Genomic DNA, 16721 nt, shown 5'->3' with positions numbered 1-16721 from the left:
GATTGCCAATTCTTAGGTTTATCAGCAGATTGCTTGACCCTGCCTGTCTGGATGCGATAATAGGCGGACTTGTCACCGACAACTAGGCTTTTGGCGGCCCAAAAGCTTACCATCCTAAATGAATTGTAAGATTTAACCTACTTACCGAACGGTCAATGATAAATAACCTTTCCCCGCTCCAGGCTTGGGAATTAATGCAGAAGCAACCACGGGCTGTGTTAATTGATGTCAGGACAAAAATAGAGCATACCTTTATCGGGCATCCTCCTGGCGCGCTTAATATCCCTTGGAAAGAACTGCCGGATTGGTTGTTGAACCCTGAATTCGTCCCTTTAGTGGTCGAAGCCGTGCCAGAACGCGACACCCCCATTTTATTATTGTGCCGGAGCGGACAACGTTCCTTGGACGCCGCCAACACCTTGCAACAAGTGGGTTATATCCGGCTTATTAATATCGAGGGCGGCTTTGAAGGCCCTTTGGATAATGATAAGCACCGTGGCAACATCGGCGGTTGGCGGTTTCATGGCCTACCGTGGCAGCAAAGCTAGGGCCACACTAACCCCCCACGCTACCAATTATTGATGGTAAACAACCATCTTATTACCTAACACAAGCCAGATTCTGCTTAAATCGGGCAAGCCTGTTTATTTAACCTCCAGAGTACATCCAAAGTGATTGAAAAATTAAGAAATATTGCCATTATTGCCCACGTTGACCACGGTAAAACGACCTTGGTTGACAAGTTGCTCCAACAATCTGGCACCTTCGCCGCGCATTCCAAGGTCACTGAGCGGATCATGGATTCCAACGATTTGGAAAAAGAGCGCGGCATTACCATCCTTGCCAAAAACACGGCATTGGATTGGCGTGATTACCATATTAACATCGTCGACACCCCAGGCCATGCCGACTTTGGCGGCGAAGTCGAGCGTGTCTTGTCGATGGTCGATTCGGTTCTATTGTTAGTCGATGCCGTTGACGGCCCGATGCCACAAACCCGGTTCGTCACCCAAAAAGCGTTTGCCTTAGGGTTGAAACCCATTGTCGTCATCAATAAAATTGACCGTCCAGGCGCGCGCCCTGATTGGGTGGTTGACCAAACTTTTGACTTATTCGACCGCTTAGGCGCAACTGACGAACAGTTGGATTTCCCCATCGTTTACGCATCGGCATTAAATGGTTATGCAGGATTGGACACCTCAGTGACTGGCGGTGACATGACCCCTTTGTTTGAGACCATCGTCGAAAGGGTTAGCCCACCTAAAGTGGATTTGGACGGCCCGTTCCAAATGCAAGTCACCAGCTTGGATTACAATACTTATGTGGGCGTTATCGGTGTCGGCCGTATCCAACGCGGCGCCATCAAAGCAAACCAGCCGCTGGTCATCGTCAACCGCGAAGGCGTGGAGCGCAAAGGCCGCATGTTGCAATTGTTCGGTTTCCACGGCTTGGAGCGTGTGGAAGTTGAATCAGCCCGCGCGGGTGACATTATCGCCTTCACAGGGATTGAAAAACTGGAAATTTCCGATACCCTTTGCCATCCCGATGCGGTCGAAGTGATGACCCCGCTGACCGTGGACGAACCCACCGTGACCATGACTTTCCAAGTCAACAACTCACCGTTTGCCGGCAAGGAAGGCAAATTCCTGACTTCACGGCAAATCCGTGACCGTCTGGAAAAGGAACTGCAACACAACGTCGCCCTGAAAGTTGAAGACACTGGGGATCCAGACAAATTTAAAGTCTCTGGTCGTGGCGAGCTGCATTTGTCGGTATTGATCGAAAACATGCGCCGCGAAGGTTTTGAGCTGGGCGTGTCAAGGCCGGAAGTGATCATCAAGGAAGTGGATGGCGAAAAGCATGAACCGTTTGAGATGGTGACCATCGAGGTGGAAGAAATCCACCAAGGTTCGATCATGGAAAAATTGGGCGACCGTAAAGGCGATTTGGTCAATATGGTCCCTGATGGCAAAGGCCGTATCCGTTTGGAATACATGATGCCATCACGCGGCCTGATCGGTTTCCAAACTGAATTCATGACCGCCACTTCCGGTTCCGGTTTGCTGTACCACGTATTCGACCATTACGGCCCGATGAAAAAAGGCGAAATTGGCGTCCGTAAGCGTGGCGTATTGGTGTCTATGGTGCAAGGTAAAGCCTTGGCTTATGCGTTGTTTGCCTTGCAAGAACGTGGCGAATTGTTCTTGGTCCATGCTGATGAAGTTTACGAAGGCATGTTGGTCGGTATCCATTCCCGCGCCAATGACTTGGTGGTTAACCCAACCAAAGCCAAACAGCTCACCAACATCCGCGCCGCCGGTACTGACGAAAACTTGATTTTAGTGCCCATCCAAAAAATGACTTTGGAACAGGCCTTGGAATTTATTGGTGAAGACGAGTTGGTTGAGGTGACGCCTAAGTCGATTCGTTTGCGTAAGAAATTACTGACAGAAAACGAGCGGAAACGCGCGGCGAAAAGCTAAGTCCGTTTGAAAAGCCAGTGTGGGCGATTTTCGCCCACATGAAGAGGTCATGCTGCTATGAAATTAAAAGTCGTTATCCATGATGCCGAAGAAGGTGGTTATTGGGCGGAAGTCCCCGCCATTCTTGGCTGCGCGACCCAAGGCGATACTTATGAACAATTGATTGCCAATATTTATGAAGCGGTCGAGGCTTGCTTAAGTGTTGATCTTGATACGTTAGAACTGACAGAACACGACAGGATCATGGAGCTGGCTGTTTGAAGTCGATTTCAGGTAAAGCATTTGCCAAGTTGATTGAAAAGCGCGGCTGGCGTTTGGTGAGAATAAACGGTAGCCACCATGTTTACATGCAAACAGGCAATCCTATTCGGCTTTCAATACCTGTACATGGCAATGAAGATTTAAAAATCGGGCTGCTAAAGCATTTTATGAAAGTGGTTGGTATCGTTGAAGAAGATTTCTAGTCGGTGAACCATGAACGAAATTATTTTCCTAGTTGAAGAAGCACCCGAAGGCGGCTTTATTGCTAAAGCTTTAGGTGCATCCATTTTCACACAAGCTGATGATATAAGCGAGTTGCATCAAAGCTTGCGCGAAGCCATAGATTGTCATTTCGAACCGATGGATAAACCAAAAATCATCCGTTTACATTTTGTCCGTGAAGAAGTGATTGCGGCGTGAAATTGCCCTGTGATGTGTCCGGCTTGGAATTGGCAAACAAATTGTCAGTATTAGGTTATGAAGTCACTCGCCAGAATGGTAGCCATATCCGCTTAACGACTCAGCAAAATGATGAGCATCATATTACTGTGCCGAAACATGATCCATTAAAGATGGCTATGTCACCGTTAGTTGTTGAAAAAATTTTATGTTCGGCGCAAAGCCTTATTTAATGCGGATTGCGGCTTTCGCTCAAAGCCGCGTCATTTAAGGCTTCCACAATTAACGGTGACATAGCCTTAAAGGTAGGCACTTTTTCGGCAATATTGAATGATGTTGCCAAGCATTTTTCAATCAGCCGTGATGAACTGTTGCAACAATTGTTTTAATTAAAAATGAGTTTTAACCCCAAACTATGACCCCACGCACCGCCACCGTAGAGCGCAACACGCTCGAAACCCAAATCAAGATATCCATTAATGTGGATGGCACAGGCCAAGCCAGTTTTACTACGGGCGTGCCGTTCCTCGACCACATGCTCGACCAGATCGCCCGGCATGGTTTAATCGACATGGATATTGTCGCCCACGGCGATTTGCAGATAGATGCGCACCACACCGTCGAAGATGTCGGCATCACCTTAGGCCAAGCGGTGGCTAAAGCCATTGGCGATAAAAAAGGCATCGTCCGTTACGGGCATTCTTATGTGCCACTGGATGAAGCCTTGTCGCGGGTGGTGGTGGATTTTTCCGGCCGTCCTGGCTTGTTTTACAATGTCACCTTTCCGCGTGGCATGATCGGCTCGTTTGATGTCGATTTGTTCCGCGAATTTTTCCAAGGTTTTGTCAACCATGCGGGCTTAACGTTACACATTGATAATCTTAAAGGTGTCAACGCCCATCATATCGCCGAAACAGTTTTTAAGGCTTTCGGGCGTGCTTTGCGGATGGCGATGACTGCCGACGAACGCATGGCGGGCATTATGCCTTCCACCAAAGGTACGCTTTAAGCTAAGTTAATTGTCCACGAAAGATACGAAAAGCACGAAAAAGTAATTTGCATAATAGTAAGATTGCTTGAGATTAATCCTACGCCAACATTTATGTGAATACTTAAAACGGATTGATTTCGTGCCTTTCGTGGACAAAAATGATTTATAACATCATCTTTACTGAATTTTTATGTCTTCTGTTGCTGTAATTGATTATGGAATGGGCAATTTGCATTCAATTGCCAAAGCCTTGCAACACGCCGCACCTGATGTGTCGGTCACCGTCACAGCCGATGCACTAGCGATTTTGCAAGCCGACCGTGTGGTGTTCCCCGGCGTGGGGGCGATACGCGATTGTATGCACGCCCTGAAACAAGCCGGTTTGGATGAGGTTATCCAAACGGTTGCCAAAACCAAGCCCTTATTGGGTATTTGTTTAGGGATGCAGGCCTTATTGACGGACAGTGCAGAAAATGGGCATAACCTCTGCCTGAATATTTTCTCAGGCCACGTTGTCCGTTTTCCTGAAGATTTACACGATCATGAAGGAACTCGCCTGAAAATTCCCCACATGGGTTGGAATCAAGTCAGGCAAAATCGACATCCCTTATGGCAAGGCATTCCCCAAGACAGCCGGTTTTATTTTGTCCATAGTTATTACGCACAACCGGATGATGCGTCCATTGTCGCGGCGACAACCGATTATCCAGAACCGTTTGCCTGCGCATTGGCGCAAGACAATGTTTTTGCCGTACAATTCCACCCCGAAAAAAGCCAAGCCGTAGGCTTGCAATTGCTGAACAATTTTTTGCACTGGGACGTGTAGAGCCGTGATAGGCGCACCTCTTAATTCCGGTCATGTCTTTATTGAGTTGAGGAACCACTTGTTATGCTGTTAATCCCCGCTATTGATTTAAAAGAAGGCAAATGTGTGCGCTTGCGCCAAGGCCGCATGGAAGATGACACGATATTTTCCGATGATCCTGTCGCCGTGGCGGGGCGTTGGGTGGATGCGGGGGCGAAGCGTTTACATTTGGTCGATTTGGACGGTGCATTTGCGGGCAAACCCCGCAATGCCGAAGTGATCCACGCGATAGTTGAGGCCTACCCTGATTTGATCATCCAAATCGGTGGCGGCATCCGTGACGAAGAAACGGTTGAAGCATACCTGAACGCAGGTGTCGAGTATGTGATTATCGGCACCAAAGCGGTCAATGAACCCCATTTTGTCCGCGATGTGGCGATGGAATACCCGCGCCGTATTATTGTTGGTTTGGATGCCAAAGACGGTAAAGTTGCCGTGGATGGCTGGTCGAAACTGTCAAAGCATGATGTGATCGATCTGGCCCAGCATTTTGAAGCCGATGGCGTGGAAGCGATTATTTACACGGATATTGCCCGTGATGGCATGATGCAGGGTGTCAATGTTGAAGCCACTGCAAGGTTGGCACGGGCGATAAAAATTCCGGTGATCGCTTCGGGTGGTATCACTAACCTTGATGATATTCGGGCCTTAGGGGCTTTTGCCCATGAAGGCATTATGGGCGCGATTACCGGACGCGCCATTTATGAAGGTACGCTGGATTTTGCTGAAGGCGAAAAACTTGCCGAATCTTTTTAACTATGAGCCTAGCCAAACGTATCATCCCTTGCCTTGACGTCGATAACGGCCGCGTCGTTAAAGGCGTAAAATTTGTGGACATCCGCGATGCCGGTAACCCGGTTGAAATCGCCCGCCGTTATGACCGCGAAGGGGCCGATGAAATTACCTTTTTGGACATCACCGCCACCCATGACAACCGTGACACCATTATCCATGTTGTCGAGCAAGTCGCCAGTGAAGTCTTCATCCCCTTGACCGTCGGCGGCGGCATCCGAACTTTGGATGACATCCGCCGGATGCTGAATGCGGGCGCTGACAAGGTCGGTATCAACAGTGCGGCGGTGTTCCGCCCTGAATTTGTCCAAGAAGCTGCCGGACGCTTCGGTTCGCAATGTATCGTGGTCGCCATTGACGCGAAAAAAACTAGCCAAGACGGCGAAGTAGCCAGATGGGAAATTTTTACCCATGGAGGGCGCAAAGCCACCGGTATAGACGCCATCGAATGGGCGGAGAAAATGGTCGCTTATGGGGCAGGGGAAATCCTTTTGACCAGTATGGACAGGGATGGGACCCGCGAAGGGTTTGACCTGCCATTGACCCGTGCCATCAGCGAAGCTGTTGCCGTGCCAGTCATTGCATCAGGCGGGGTTGGTAACTTGGATCATTTGGCGGATGGTGTGATCAATGGCAAAGCCGACGCGGTGTTGGCGGCGAGCATTTTTCATTTTGCCGAATATACGATACAGCAGGCCAAAGAACACATGCGCGCCCGCGGAATTGAGGTGCGCTTATGAGCTGGCTAGATGAAATCCGTTGGACGCCAGAGGGCTTAGTCCCCGTCATCGCCCAACAAGCAGGCAATGGCAGGGTGGTGATGTTCGCCTGGATGAACCGCGAATCCTTGGCATTGACCGCCCAAGAAGGCTATGCCGTGTATTGGTCACGCTCACGCAATAAACTCTGGCGCAAAGGTGAAGAATCCGGCCATCGGCAGAAAGTTATCAGCATCCAGCTGGATTGCGATGGAGACGTGATTTTGCTGGAGATTGAACAAGAAGGCGGCATTGCTTGTCACACCGGGCGCGAAAGTTGTTTTTATCGGCAGTTGGTTGACGGGCAATGGCAAGCGGTGGAAGCGGTTATTAAAGATCCTGAAACCATTTATAAAAAGCTATGAACGACACCTTAAGCCAACTCGCAGACGTCCTCGAACAACGCAAACAACAATCTGCCGACAAATCCTACGTCGCCAGTTTGTACGCAAAAGGCTTGGACACCATCCTGAAAAAAATCGGTGAAGAAGCCACCGAAACCGTGATAGCGGCGAAAAATGGCGAAAAACAACAAATCGTTTATGAAACCGCCGATTTATGGTTTCATTGCATGGTGATGCTGGCGGACCAGGGCTTGCATCCTGATGATGTATTGACGGAATTACAACGGCGTTTTGGCCTGTCTGGACTAGAAGAAAAGGCGCAACGCCAAAATAAATAAACAAAAACACATAGCGGAGTTTAAACATGGGCTTTAGTATCCCTCATTTATTGGTTGTATTAGCGATTGTCATTGTTGTCTTTGGGACTAAACGCTTACGTAATTTGGGCGCCGATTTGGGCGGGGCGATCAAAGGCTTCCGTACCGCGATCAAAGATGGCGAAGAAGGTAAAAAACTCGACGATGATGATGGCCAAGTGATTGATGGCGAAGTCACCCTCAAAAAAAATGACAAGGTGTAGTTGAACCATGTTTGAGGTTGGATTTTCAGAACTTTGCATGATAGGTTTGGTGGCCTTGCTGGTGATAGGGCCTGAAAAGTTGCCCAAAATGGCGCGTCTGGCAGGTTTTTGGATAGGAAAAACCCGTGCGATGGTGGCAAACGTCAAAGCCGAAATCCATTCCGAATTACAGGCCGAAGAAATGCGCCAACTGGTAAAATCCCAATCGGGTTTGGAAGAACTGCAAAATTTGCAAGAAGAGTTTACCCATACCATCCATAGCGTCAAAGCGTCTTCAGAAGAGCTGGAAGATAGCATCAAACAAAGCAATCCACATGAATGAGAGCGATTTTGAAGAATCGGTAGGCCAATCGTTTATCAGCCACCTTGTCGAATTGCGTGACCGCCTGTTGAAGGTCATCCTGTGCGTGCTGATGGTTTTTATCGGCCTGGCCTCTTACGCCAACGAAATTTACAGTTTTTTGGCAGGGCCTTTGCTACAGCACCTGCCGAAAAATAGCACCATGATCGCCATTGAAGTGGCTTCGCCTTTTTTTACCCCCTTCAAATTGGCTTTTATTGTTGCCGTTTTTGCCTCAATTCCTGTCATCCTTTATCAATTCTGGGCATTTGTCGCCCCGGGGTTGTATAAGCACGAACAGCGTTTGGTGTTTCCCTTGCTGATCGCTAGCACCTTGCTTTTTTACACGGGTGTGGCCTTTGCCTATTTTATTGTCTTCCCGTTGATTTTTGGCTTCTTGACCGCCGCCGCACCTGTGGGTGTCACCGTCATGACCGACATTGCCCAATATCTGGATTTTGTCTTGGCGCTCTTTTTTGCCTTTGGCGTATGCTTTGAAATACCGATATTCACCATTGTCCTGGTTTGGACGGGTTTCATTTCGCCCGCTGATTTGGCGGAAAAGCGCCCTTATGTGATTGTCGGCGTGTTTGTCATCGCCATGTTCCTGACGCCCCCTGACGCGCTCTCGCAAACGTTGCTGGCGGTGCCAATGTGGATGTTGTTCGAGATAGGGCTGCTGTTTTCGCGGCTATTTGTGCGCAAAACCGAGGATGACGATAACCTTCCGGTTGCTGTCAACAGTATCCATCAACAGAATAAAAGGGGTTAGTATGGACGGGTATAAACAAAGCAAAACAGTCCGGTATACGCTGTCGGTTGTTTATTTGTTAGTCTTGGCATTCCTGGTTGTTGGGACGCTTTTATCCGAACAAAACAAACTGGAAGCCGCATCCCAGCAAGAAAAACTGTCTGTGGTGAAATGAACAAGGTCATACGTAATGCAATAAACGTTAAATGGCCTTGACTAAGCAGCCGAAATAGGGTCTAATAGCCGTCTTTTGTAGACCCCCGCCTAGGTAGCTCAGTCGGTAGAGCAGAGGACTGAAAATCCTCGTGTCGGCAGTTCGATTCTGCCCCTGGGCACCACTACAAAACTAGCAATTCCCGGAACTGGGGTTGTTTACCGAATATAAAGCCTAGGTAGCTCAGTCGGTAGAGCAGAGGACTGAAAATCCTCGTGTCGGCAGTTCGATTCTGCCCCTGGGCACCATGAATAAGCAGCATAAAAAAACCGGCTCATGTGGCCGGTTTTTTTATGCCTGAAGGTTACGATAGGCTTACCAGACTTGCTTATAAATCACTAAGGATGTGTCCGCGTAAATTGGTGACAGCCCGGTTTGCGACGCCGATGACGCTGATCTGTTGCTTGATGGTGCGGGTATAATTTTCATGGAGATGGCCATGAAAAATATGTTTTACGCCCATAGCGGCCGCCAATTCGCCAATGATTGGGAAGCCGTGGCGATGCGAGCCAGGGGCTTCATGGGTCACCAGAATGTCGGCTTTCTGGTTTTTTAAGGATTCAAATTCGTCATGCCAGATGGCTGACCGGTATTTGAGCGACATTTCCGCATTTTTGATATGGGCGGACTGGTAGTCGAGATAGTGCTGTTTGTTTTGCCATTTGGGTGGCTGTGGCGGATACCAGACGCGGCCTAGGAAGATGCCGCCCAGGCCGGCGATCCGTATGCCTGCGACTTCAGCGACTTTCAAATGCAAGCTTTTATGGGCTAGGGCGGAATGGAACAGGTTATGGTATTTGTTAGGGGTTTCAAAGTCGTGGTTGCCTGCGATCCACCAGATTTCAGTCGAACCAATAATGTCCGCAAGATATTCTTCCAGCGGCTTGTCCAAATCGTAATCACCGAGCATCACCACGGCTTCAGGCTTGTGCTTGTGCACTGCCGCTATCAGGGCGTTAAAATTCCCGTGGGGGTCGCCAGCAAATAAAATTTTGTCATATTGGCTCATGTTGTTACACCGTCTGTGGTATTAACCCTAATGCCAAAAATAACAGAGTGTGATCGCCGTTATTGCCCGTGGGTTTATATGTCCTCAAGTATAGTGGTCTGGGTGGACAGTCGCCTTTGGGCGACGGTCCATGGGGTGAAAATTATCTAAACAATCTCTCTGGCTTTGGTAAAAGCTGCACGAAAATCCAAATATAATGGTTTGTCAGTTTCCAGCATGAGCCTTAACATTTCGTTTTGCAGTTGGTATTTGACATTGCCAACCGCCAACGCGCCGACTCCGACCGCTCCAGTGCCTTCGGCGGCATGGGCCAACGGTACGCCAAAATCATTGCGCTTGATGCCTTCAATGCCAGCAGGTGGCACGGCGTTGACATCGCCAGCGACTTTCAATTGCAAAGCGGCTTTTAAGGTCGCGGCGTTCAGCACCTGGATGCCTGCTTTTGCCGTGCAGAAAATAATATCGGCATCCCGTAACAAGCCAGCTTTTTCTGCATCGTTGCCCCCAACCGCACCTGTCAGATGGCAGGAGAAACGGCGGTTATAAGCTTTGGCGACATCGTCGGCTGTTTCAGCCGACAAATGGTCAACCAAAGCGGTTTGCGCACCCGCCAGCGAAGCGATCACGCCAGTGGCAATGCCAACCGGCCCGGTGCCGCCAAACACCAAGGCTTTGCAATCCGCCAAAGTTTTGCCATGTTTGTTTTGCAATTCCTTTTCAACGCAAGCAACCAAGGCCGCCGCCGTCGTGAATGCGCCGCTGGGGTCGGCAAACACCGACACTTCGAACGGCGGCACCATCGCCCGTTGGCTGGCATTGAGCATATCCATCGCCAAGGCCAAATCACGTCCGCCGATGAAAATACCGGTACGTTTGACACCGGCGGGGCCACGGGAAAAGATAGCGTCTTGGGTTAGGCCATTGACGCTATCCAATTTGACGTTGCTGTACGGCATCAGCACATCAAAACCGGCATCCATCGCCATATTGATGTCAAACGGACTGTTGTGCGGCATAGGGTCAAGCATGTGTAAAATGCTACGTTTTTCCATTAGGCATCCTCAATGGGTGACGGAGTGGTTTGATAATTACGCTTTTGATTTTATGTAATCCCTGGCGACGGCAAACGCATGTTCAAAATGCAGGTACAGGGGTTTGTCAGTATTGAGCATGCTTTTTAGCAGTAAATTTTGCGCCTGATATTTGATATTGCCGATAGCCAACGCGCCGATGCCGACTGCACCACTGTTGGAGCCCGCTATCGGTGTGCCATTATGGAACGCATCGACACCCGCAATGCCCGCTGGTGGGACGGCGTTGACGTCCGCCGCGACTTTCAATTGCGGTGCGGAAGCCACCAGTTCCGCGCTTAATAGTTCAATGCCCGCCGCACCGGTGGCGAACACCACGTCGGCGGTTTTCATATACTCGGCCTTATCGGCGTCCGCGCCTGCGGTGATGGTGATTTTACCGTCACCGAATTCATTGCTGCATAAATCCGCGATGGCTTGGGCTTTTTCCAATTGTCTGCCAATGATGCGCACGTTTGCGCCCGCTTGCGCCGAGATCACCGCAGCCGCTTGGCCGACCGGCCCGGTGCCGCCCAAAGCCAAGATAGTTTTGCCTTCCAGCGTGGTGTTGAATTTTGTGATCAACTCATGTTCCACGGCGGCAACCATGCCCGCCGCCGTGGTGAAGGCGCCGCTGGGATCGGCAAACACGGACACTTCAAACGGGGGCACCATCGAGCGTTTCGCGGTTTTCAACATGTCCATCGCTTGTTTGGTGTCACGTCCGCCGATGAAAATCCCGGTGCGCTTCAAATTTTTGGTGCTGCGTGAAAAGATTGCGTCTTGAACCAATCCCTGCACTTCGCTAGGTTCAACGTTTATATAAGGTAAAGCGGAAACCCAACCGGCATCCAATGCCATGTTAACGTCAAATGGGCTAAGGTTTTTTGCTGTGGTCAGCATGTGTAAGATAAATGGTTTTTCCATGAGGGCTCCCTGTGATAATTGGCTTGTAGTTAGCTAGCAAGTATAAAAGAAAAAAACTGAGATTAACAATGCCGTAATGTATTTCTATGGTTTTGGGGGAAATAAGCCTTGCCGCGAGGGCTGGCGGATCCTGAAACTAAAGGCCTGGCAACGCCGGCCGTAGTTTTTGGCCTATGCCTTTAAGTTACGATGTTCAAGCTAGGGGGAAGGTGGTTGTATTGGGTTGATATATTTGCTTGGCGGCGATTTATGCCGTTATTTTCCATCCCATCCCCTATCCAGTTCCCGCAAATGCTTAAGTTTTTCGCTGATTTTTATTTCCAGTCCGCGTGTGGCAGGTTCGTAATAGCGGGTTTCGGGAAAACCATCGGGGAAATAATGCTCCCCGGCGGCATAGGCTTCCGGTTCGTTGTGGGCATAGCGGTAGGCTTTGCCGTAGTCCAGCGATTTCATCAATTTGGTGGGGGCATTGCGCAAGTGCAGGGGCACGGGCAGGCTGCCGTGTTGGGCGGCATCGTGCATGGCGGCTTTGTAGGCTTTGTAGACGGCGTTGCTTTTCGGGGCGCAAGCCAAGTACACCACGGCTTGCGCCAAGGTCAGTTCGCCTTCGGGGCTGCCCAGTCGTTCTTGCGCTTCCCAGGCGTTGATGGCGATTTGCAGGGCGCGGGGGTCGGCGTTGCCGATGTCTTCCGAGGCCATGCGCACGATGCGCCGTGCCAGGTAGCTCAAATCACAACCGCCGTCGATCATGCGGCATAGCCAATATAACGACGCATCGGGCGAACTGCCGCGCACGGACTTGTGCAGCGCGGAGATTTGGTCATAAAAATCATCGCCTTGTTTGTCAAACCGCCGCACCCCGCCGGACAGCACTTCTTGGGCGATGCCCTCGTCTATGTCTTGGCGTTGTTGGGCGGCGGCGAGTTCCACGGCGATTTCCAGCAAATTCAACAAGCGTCTGGCGTCGCCGTCGGCGACACGGGCAAATTGCTGTTTGATGGTGCCGTCCATGGCTATGGCGAGTTGCCCTAAGCCGCGTTCGGTGTCGGTGAGGGCTTGTTCCAGCACTTGCAGCAAATCGTCTGGGGTGAGGGCGTTGAGGACGTAAACACGGGCGCGTGACAATAACGCGTTGTTGAGTGCGAACGAGGGGTTTTCGGTGGTCGCACCGACAAAGTAGACCGTGCCGTCTTCGACATGCGGCAAAAACGCATCTTGTTGGGCTTTGTTGAAGCGATGCACTTCGTCAACAAACAGCACAGTGCGTTTGTTTTGCGTTTGCTGGAGCTTTTTCGCTTCGTCGACGGCGGCGCGGATTTCTTTCACGCCCGACAATACGGCGGACAAGGGCAACAGCACGGCATCGGAATGTTGCGCAATCAGCCTCGCCAGGGTGGTTTTGCCCGTTCCAGGCGGCCCCCAGAAGATCATCGAATGCAAACGGCCTGACAAAATCGCTTCGTACAGCGGTTTGCCGGGTTTTAGCAGATGTGCCTGTCCAATATATTCGCTGAGGACACGGGGGCGCATCCGGTCTGCCAGGGGTTGTAGGGAATGGTCAAACATGGGGCTATCCGGGGCTTATTCGGAAAAAACGTCCGCGCCTTTGGGGGCTTGGAAGTTGAAGAGCTTAGGATCTACTGGCGGGTTGTTTTTGATGTTGGAGAAATAAATGCGCGTCAATTGCCCGAAATTGTCGCTCAGCTCCATGCCGCTGAGTTGGCCTTTTTCCAAACCGATCACCAAGTATTTGAAGCTGCTGTCCTGGTTTTTGGGCAGTAATTTTATCCATTGCATATCGCCTTCGGTACCTTGCCCTTCCATGGTGTAATTGTCTTCTAGGTTGATGTCGCCGCTTAACAGCAGGGCGGGGGTGGAGCCCACCGATTCATCCAATTTCTTGATCGTGACTTGTTCCAGTTCGGTGTCGTAGAACCATACTTTGCCGCCAGTGGCGATGATTTGTTGTTGGAAGGGTTTTTGGTAATCCCAGCGGAATTTGCCAGGGCGTTGCAGATACAGCAAGCCGTAGCTGGTTTGCGCGGGGTTGCCTGCTTCGTTCAGCAAAATTTGTTTGAAATCGGCGGTGAGCGAGCGGGTGTTGGCGAGGAAGGTTTTCAGTTGCTCTACGGGTTTGGTTTCGGCAAATGCCGCCGCGCTGCTGGTTATCAGGCAGATGGCAATAGCCGTGGTACGGAAAAAGGAAGTCATCATGGCAATACTCATGGATAAATTAGGTTGGGGAAAGTGGCGCAATGTTTCTGATGTTTAGGGGATAGCGCGCGTCTGTTGTGTTCGGGTTATAGGACGGTGTTGCCAAGCCTTTCAATCCAGAAAAGCCTGGTGCGCCGCCAAGCAGATTTAATCAGGGATAAAACGTTCAAAGGGTTCGAACCAGGGTTTTTCCTCGTCTTCAGAAGCGGCCCCGTCCGTTTGTTTTTCGCAGGGGCGTATCCCTGGCTCCGACCCTGCGATATAGGGGTATTCACGGCCATGGCCGCAAGCGTCAACGGCAAGCATCCTGATATTTTCGGGTTGGTCCAGAGTCACCGGTTGGGTTGAAATTTGCCGCATCAATGCCGTCCAGATCGGCAATGCGCCAGTCGCCCCGGTCAAGCCTATTGGTTTGTTGTCATCCCGCCCGACCCAAACCACGGACAAGTAATCACCTGTGTATCCAGCAAACCAACTGTCTTTGGCGTCGTTGGTCGTGCCGGTTTTGCCCGCCAAGCCATAATCTTTCGGAAAGGCATTGTAAGCCGAGTTGCCCGTGCCTTCGCGCATGACTTCTTGCAGTATCGTATTGACGATGTAAGTCGCATCAGGATCCACCGTCTCTTTAACATTGAACGGGTAGCTTTGCAGATGTTTGGCATCCGATGAAATGACGGCGCGGATGGCCTTGATCGGGGTCAAGAAACCGCCGCCCGCAATGGTCTGGTACATTTGCGTGACATCCATTGGCGTCAGCGATGATGCGCCTAGCAGCAATGACGGGTACAAATCGACTTCTTTGTTGACGCCCAGTTGTTTGAGCGTCTTCGCGGTTTTGGCGATGCCGATATCCATGCCTATGCGTACGGTCGCCAAGTTATAAGATTTGGCTAATGCCTTATGCAACGGGACGCTGCCGTGTTCGCGGTGGTCATAGTTTTTGGGTGTCCAATCCGTGCCGTTTTGCCCCCTGACGGTAATGGAGCTGTCGCTGACACGCGTGGTGATGGTGTATTTTTTCGGGTCTTCCAGCGCAGTCAAATACACGGCGGGCTTGATCAAAGAGCCGATAGGCCGCACGGCATCCAGGGCCCGGTTAAAACCGCCTTCGGCATTTTCCCTGCCGCTAACCAGCGCGACAATTTCACCGCTGTCTTTGCGGGTGACGATAATCGCGGTTTCCAAGTCGTTTGCCTTAGGTAGCTTTTCCAGTTCCCGCAATTTGGCGGCGGCAGTTTTTTCTACGGTTTCCTGGATTTGCGTATCCAGCGTGGTGAAAATTTTCAGGCCTTCCGAGGTAAAATCTTCTTCCCGGTAATCGGCTTTGAGTTGCCTTTTCACCAGTTCCAAAAAACCTGGATAGCGGTTATGGGTACGGCGTTTACGGGGTATCACGCTTAACGGTTTGGCTTTGGCTGACATGGCCTCGCCTTCGGTTATGTATTTTTGCATGGCCATTTCATCAAGCACCAGATTACGCCGTTGCAGGGCGCGGTCCGGATAGCGGCGCGGGTCGTATTCGGATGGCCCGCGCACCAAAGCGACCAGCAATGCCACTTGGTCCAACGGCAAATCTTTTAAGGTGTTGCCGAAATAAAATTCACTCGCCAAGCCAAAGCCATGCACACCGTTTGCGCCATCTTGCCCAAGATAAATTTCATTAAGATAAGCTTCCATGATCGCGTCTTTGGGGTAGCGGTATTCCAAAATTAAGGCCATGAGCATTTCTTTGAGCTTGCGCGAAAGCTTGCGCTCGGAGCTTAAATAAAAGTTTTTGGCCAATTGTTGGGTGATGGTGCTGCCACCTTGCACCATGTCGCCTGCCCGGACATTGGCCCACATGGCCCGCGCGATGCCCCGCATGGAGACGCCAAAATGTTGGTAAAAATCACGGTCTTCGGAAGCCAGCAAGCCCTTGACCAAGGCATCCGGGGCATCGCTTAACTTGATCAGGATGCGGTCTTCTTTGATGGTGGGGTAAAAGTTGCCGATTTGTACCGGATCCATGCGGATGATGGGGATTTCTGCTGCCGGGCCGCCATTTTCAAACGGGCCCAGCGCGACAATCGAGCCGATACCGGTTTCATTGAAGGTCAGCTTGACGGATCGGCTTTCTTGCAATTCGTCCCAGAATTCAAATTGACGGGTTTTGATGAGGATTTGCTGTTCAGTCCGAAAATAAGACCCTTCCAGGGACAGTTGGGCGTCTTTGCGGTAGTTTAAGGTTTGTAACAATTCCTCTAATTTTTCAGCCGAGATATTGTATCCAGTATAAAGTTCCACCGGATCAGCATAAACGCGTGCGGGTATCGCCCAACGTTTGCCGTCAAATTGGTTGCGGACATTGTAATCCAGATAGCCTAGATAACTCATCAGCACAAAGCCGCCTGCGACAAAACCGATCAGTAAAAGGTTTCTAAACCAGTGGAAGCCCGCTTTTTTTGCGGGCTTTTTTGTAGCGTATCTAACACTTCTTCTAGTGGGTTTTTCTGCCATAGCACCTGGTCAAAATAAGGGATTAAACGTCTATCCTGTTCATTATACACGGATAATGTGGCAGGAATGGCTGTTGATGATGCATTTGCCAGATGAATGGTTGCTGAAGCCAGCTGATTTTGCTGGCTTCAGCCAGGGTGTTTTCGGCTATAAAAGCCCCCGCAATGGTTCGCTTACAGAAGCCAAGGCCAGCTAGGTTCTAGTGTTTGTCCAAACGCCAGCCATAA

At 50.5% G+C, this 16721-nt stretch carries 23 protein-coding genes and 2 tRNA genes; 19 read left to right on the top strand and 6 right to left on the bottom strand.

Features of this window, described 5'->3' with window-relative positions:
- Window positions 1-155: 155 nt before the first annotated feature.
- The 18 genes from METMI_RS0122010 to METMI_RS0121925 all read left to right on the top strand — a co-directional run bounded on the left by METMI_RS0122010 (window position 156) and on the right by METMI_RS0121925 (window position 9026).
- Window positions 156-548: a rhodanese-like domain-containing protein gene (locus METMI_RS0122010; RefSeq protein WP_029151881.1), complete on the top strand. Its 393-nt coding sequence runs from the start codon at window positions 156-158 to the stop codon at window positions 546-548.
- A gap of 123 nt (window positions 549-671) precedes the next feature.
- Window positions 672-2483, top strand: a complete 1812-nt coding sequence (gene typA / locus METMI_RS0122005) for a translational GTPase TypA (protein ID WP_019868462.1) — start codon at window positions 672-674, stop codon at window positions 2481-2483.
- 57 nt (window positions 2484-2540) lie between these two features.
- The gene (locus METMI_RS0122000) at window positions 2541-2744 is read left to right on the top strand and encodes a type II toxin-antitoxin system HicB family antitoxin (RefSeq protein WP_019868461.1); all 204 of its coding nucleotides are present in this window, start codon (window positions 2541-2543) and stop codon (window positions 2742-2744) included.
- A complete protein-coding gene (locus METMI_RS0121995; RefSeq protein ID WP_019868460.1) occupies window positions 2741-2947 on the top strand; it encodes a type II toxin-antitoxin system HicA family toxin in 207 nt (68 codons plus the stop codon). Before METMI_RS0122000 ends, METMI_RS0121995 begins: the two co-directional genes overlap by 4 nt.
- Before the next feature lie 10 nt (window positions 2948-2957).
- Complete coding sequence (locus METMI_RS0121990) at window positions 2958-3164, top strand: 2-oxoisovalerate dehydrogenase E1 subunit beta (protein WP_019868459.1); 207 nt, start codon at window positions 2958-2960, stop codon at window positions 3162-3164.
- Between the two features lie 29 nt (window positions 3165-3193).
- The gene (locus METMI_RS25040; protein WP_232215274.1) at window positions 3194-3376 is read left to right on the top strand and encodes a type II toxin-antitoxin system HicA family toxin; all 183 of its coding nucleotides are present in this window, start codon (window positions 3194-3196) and stop codon (window positions 3374-3376) included.
- A gap of 182 nt (window positions 3377-3558) precedes the next feature.
- Entirely contained in the window at window positions 3559-4152 is a 594-nt protein-coding gene (gene hisB, locus METMI_RS0121980; protein ID WP_019868456.1) for an imidazoleglycerol-phosphate dehydratase HisB, read from the top strand.
- A 172-nt stretch (window positions 4153-4324) separates the two neighbouring features.
- Window positions 4325-4960, top strand: a complete 636-nt coding sequence (hisH, locus tag METMI_RS0121975) for an imidazole glycerol phosphate synthase subunit HisH (protein ID WP_029151880.1) — start codon at window positions 4325-4327, stop codon at window positions 4958-4960.
- Between the two features lie 63 nt (window positions 4961-5023).
- Window positions 5024-5755, top strand: a complete 732-nt coding sequence (gene hisA / locus METMI_RS0121970; protein WP_019868454.1) for a 1-(5-phosphoribosyl)-5-[(5-phosphoribosylamino)methylideneamino]imidazole-4-carboxamide isomerase — start codon at window positions 5024-5026, stop codon at window positions 5753-5755.
- A 2-nt stretch (window positions 5756-5757) separates the two neighbouring features.
- Window positions 5758-6531: an imidazole glycerol phosphate synthase subunit HisF gene (gene hisF, locus METMI_RS0121965; protein WP_019868453.1), complete on the top strand. Its 774-nt coding sequence runs from the start codon at window positions 5758-5760 to the stop codon at window positions 6529-6531.
- Window positions 6528-6914, top strand: coding sequence for a phosphoribosyl-AMP cyclohydrolase (gene hisI / locus METMI_RS0121960; RefSeq protein ID WP_019868452.1), 387 nt, complete (start codon window positions 6528-6530; stop codon window positions 6912-6914). Before hisF ends, hisI begins: the two co-directional genes overlap by 4 nt.
- Window positions 6911-7231 carry a phosphoribosyl-ATP diphosphatase gene (locus METMI_RS0121955; protein WP_019868451.1) on the top strand — a complete coding sequence of 107 codons (321 nt, stop codon included), beginning with the start codon at window positions 6911-6913 and terminating at the stop codon, window positions 7229-7231. Before hisI ends, METMI_RS0121955 begins: the two co-directional genes overlap by 4 nt.
- A gap of 26 nt (window positions 7232-7257) precedes the next feature.
- On the top strand, window positions 7258-7473 hold the full coding sequence (gene tatA, locus METMI_RS0121950) for a twin-arginine translocase TatA/TatE family subunit (protein ID WP_019868450.1): 216 nt from the start codon (window positions 7258-7260) through the stop codon (window positions 7471-7473).
- Between the two features lie 7 nt (window positions 7474-7480).
- Complete coding sequence (gene tatB, locus METMI_RS0121945) at window positions 7481-7795, top strand: Sec-independent protein translocase protein TatB (RefSeq protein ID WP_029151879.1); 315 nt, start codon at window positions 7481-7483, stop codon at window positions 7793-7795.
- Window positions 7788-8585, top strand: a complete 798-nt coding sequence (gene tatC / locus METMI_RS0121940) for a twin-arginine translocase subunit TatC (protein WP_019868448.1) — start codon at window positions 7788-7790, stop codon at window positions 8583-8585. Before tatB ends, tatC begins: the two co-directional genes overlap by 8 nt.
- A gap of 1 nt (window position 8586) precedes the next feature.
- Window positions 8587-8739 carry a hypothetical protein gene (locus METMI_RS27290; RefSeq protein ID WP_019868447.1) on the top strand — a complete coding sequence of 51 codons (153 nt, stop codon included), beginning with the start codon at window positions 8587-8589 and terminating at the stop codon, window positions 8737-8739.
- Window positions 8740-8826: 87 nt separating this feature from the next.
- Window positions 8827-8902 (top strand) — tRNA-Phe (locus METMI_RS0121930).
- Window positions 8903-8950: 48 nt separating this feature from the next.
- Window positions 8951-9026 (top strand) — tRNA-Phe (locus METMI_RS0121925).
- Window positions 9027-9106: 80 nt separating this feature from the next.
- Here the strand turns inward: METMI_RS0121925 and METMI_RS0121920 are convergent.
- From METMI_RS0121920 to mrcB, 6 genes are all read right to left on the bottom strand, one after another.
- On the bottom strand, window positions 9107-9787 hold the full coding sequence (locus tag METMI_RS0121920; RefSeq protein ID WP_019868446.1) for a metallophosphoesterase family protein: 681 nt from the start codon (window positions 9785-9787) through the stop codon (window positions 9107-9109).
- A gap of 146 nt (window positions 9788-9933) precedes the next feature.
- Window positions 9934-10839, bottom strand: a complete 906-nt coding sequence (locus METMI_RS0121915; protein ID WP_019868445.1) for an NAD(P)-dependent methylenetetrahydromethanopterin dehydrogenase — start codon at window positions 10837-10839, stop codon at window positions 9934-9936.
- Between the two features lie 36 nt (window positions 10840-10875).
- The gene (locus METMI_RS0121910; protein WP_019868444.1) at window positions 10876-11784 is read right to left on the bottom strand and encodes an NADP-dependent methylenetetrahydromethanopterin/methylenetetrahydrofolate dehydrogenase; all 909 of its coding nucleotides are present in this window, start codon (window positions 11782-11784) and stop codon (window positions 10876-10878) included.
- A 255-nt stretch (window positions 11785-12039) separates the two neighbouring features.
- A complete protein-coding gene (locus METMI_RS0121905) occupies window positions 12040-13350 on the bottom strand; it encodes a replication-associated recombination protein A (protein WP_019868443.1) in 1311 nt (436 codons plus the stop codon).
- A gap of 15 nt (window positions 13351-13365) precedes the next feature.
- Complete coding sequence (gene lolA / locus METMI_RS0121900) at window positions 13366-13998, bottom strand: outer membrane lipoprotein chaperone LolA (RefSeq protein WP_019868442.1); 633 nt, start codon at window positions 13996-13998, stop codon at window positions 13366-13368.
- A 147-nt stretch (window positions 13999-14145) separates the two neighbouring features.
- Window positions 14146-16494, bottom strand: coding sequence for a penicillin-binding protein 1B (gene mrcB, locus METMI_RS25035; protein WP_083930446.1), 2349 nt, complete (start codon window positions 16492-16494; stop codon window positions 14146-14148).
- A 73-nt stretch (window positions 16495-16567) separates the two neighbouring features.
- Between mrcB and METMI_RS28220 the strand changes: the two genes are divergently transcribed.
- On the top strand, window positions 16568-16690 hold the full coding sequence (locus tag METMI_RS28220) for a hypothetical protein (RefSeq protein ID WP_269634480.1): 123 nt from the start codon (window positions 16568-16570) through the stop codon (window positions 16688-16690).
- Window positions 16691-16721 lie beyond the last annotated feature (31 nt).

The organism is Methylovulum miyakonense HT12, from assembly GCF_000384075.1.
GTDB lineage: Bacteria > Pseudomonadota > Gammaproteobacteria > Methylococcales > Methylomonadaceae > Methylovulum > Methylovulum miyakonense.
This window is presented reverse-complemented; position numbering and strand designations above follow the sequence as displayed.

Excerpts from the sequence above, each read along its gene's own strand:
- METMI_RS0122010 (WP_029151881.1), top strand. The coding sequence starts at position 156 with ATGATAAATAACCTTTCCCCGCTCCAGGCTTGGGAATTAATGCAGAAG.
- METMI_RS0122000 (WP_019868461.1), top strand. The coding sequence starts at position 2,541 with ATGAAATTAAAAGTCGTTATCCATGATGCCGAAGAAGGTGGTTATTGG.
- METMI_RS0121990 (WP_019868459.1), top strand. The coding sequence starts at position 2,958 with ATGAACGAAATTATTTTCCTAGTTGAAGAAGCACCCGAAGGCGGCTTT.
- hisB (WP_019868456.1), top strand. The coding sequence starts at position 3,559 with ATGACCCCACGCACCGCCACCGTAGAGCGCAACACGCTCGAAACCCAA.
- hisH (WP_029151880.1), top strand. The coding sequence starts at position 4,325 with ATGTCTTCTGTTGCTGTAATTGATTATGGAATGGGCAATTTGCATTCA.
- hisA (WP_019868454.1), top strand. The coding sequence starts at position 5,024 with ATGCTGTTAATCCCCGCTATTGATTTAAAAGAAGGCAAATGTGTGCGC.
- hisF (WP_019868453.1), top strand. The coding sequence starts at position 5,758 with ATGAGCCTAGCCAAACGTATCATCCCTTGCCTTGACGTCGATAACGGC.
- hisI (WP_019868452.1), top strand. The coding sequence starts at position 6,528 with ATGAGCTGGCTAGATGAAATCCGTTGGACGCCAGAGGGCTTAGTCCCC.
- METMI_RS0121955 (WP_019868451.1), top strand. The coding sequence starts at position 6,911 with ATGAACGACACCTTAAGCCAACTCGCAGACGTCCTCGAACAACGCAAA.
- tatA (WP_019868450.1), top strand. The coding sequence starts at position 7,258 with ATGGGCTTTAGTATCCCTCATTTATTGGTTGTATTAGCGATTGTCATT.
- tatB (WP_029151879.1), top strand. The coding sequence starts at position 7,481 with ATGTTTGAGGTTGGATTTTCAGAACTTTGCATGATAGGTTTGGTGGCC.
- tatC (WP_019868448.1), top strand. The coding sequence starts at position 7,788 with ATGAATGAGAGCGATTTTGAAGAATCGGTAGGCCAATCGTTTATCAGC.
- METMI_RS27290 (WP_019868447.1), top strand. The coding sequence starts at position 8,587 with ATGGACGGGTATAAACAAAGCAAAACAGTCCGGTATACGCTGTCGGTT.
- METMI_RS0121920 (WP_019868446.1), bottom strand. The coding sequence starts at position 9,787 with ATGAGCCAATATGACAAAATTTTATTTGCTGGCGACCCCCACGGGAAT.
- METMI_RS0121915 (WP_019868445.1), bottom strand. The coding sequence starts at position 10,839 with ATGGAAAAACGTAGCATTTTACACATGCTTGACCCTATGCCGCACAAC.
- METMI_RS0121910 (WP_019868444.1), bottom strand. The coding sequence starts at position 11,784 with ATGGAAAAACCATTTATCTTACACATGCTGACCACAGCAAAAAACCTT.
- METMI_RS0121905 (WP_019868443.1), bottom strand. The coding sequence starts at position 13,350 with ATGTTTGACCATTCCCTACAACCCCTGGCAGACCGGATGCGCCCCCGT.
- lolA (WP_019868442.1), bottom strand. The coding sequence starts at position 13,998 with ATGATGACTTCCTTTTTCCGTACCACGGCTATTGCCATCTGCCTGATA.
- mrcB (WP_083930446.1), bottom strand. The coding sequence starts at position 16,494 with ATGGCAGAAAAACCCACTAGAAGAAGTGTTAGATACGCTACAAAAAAG.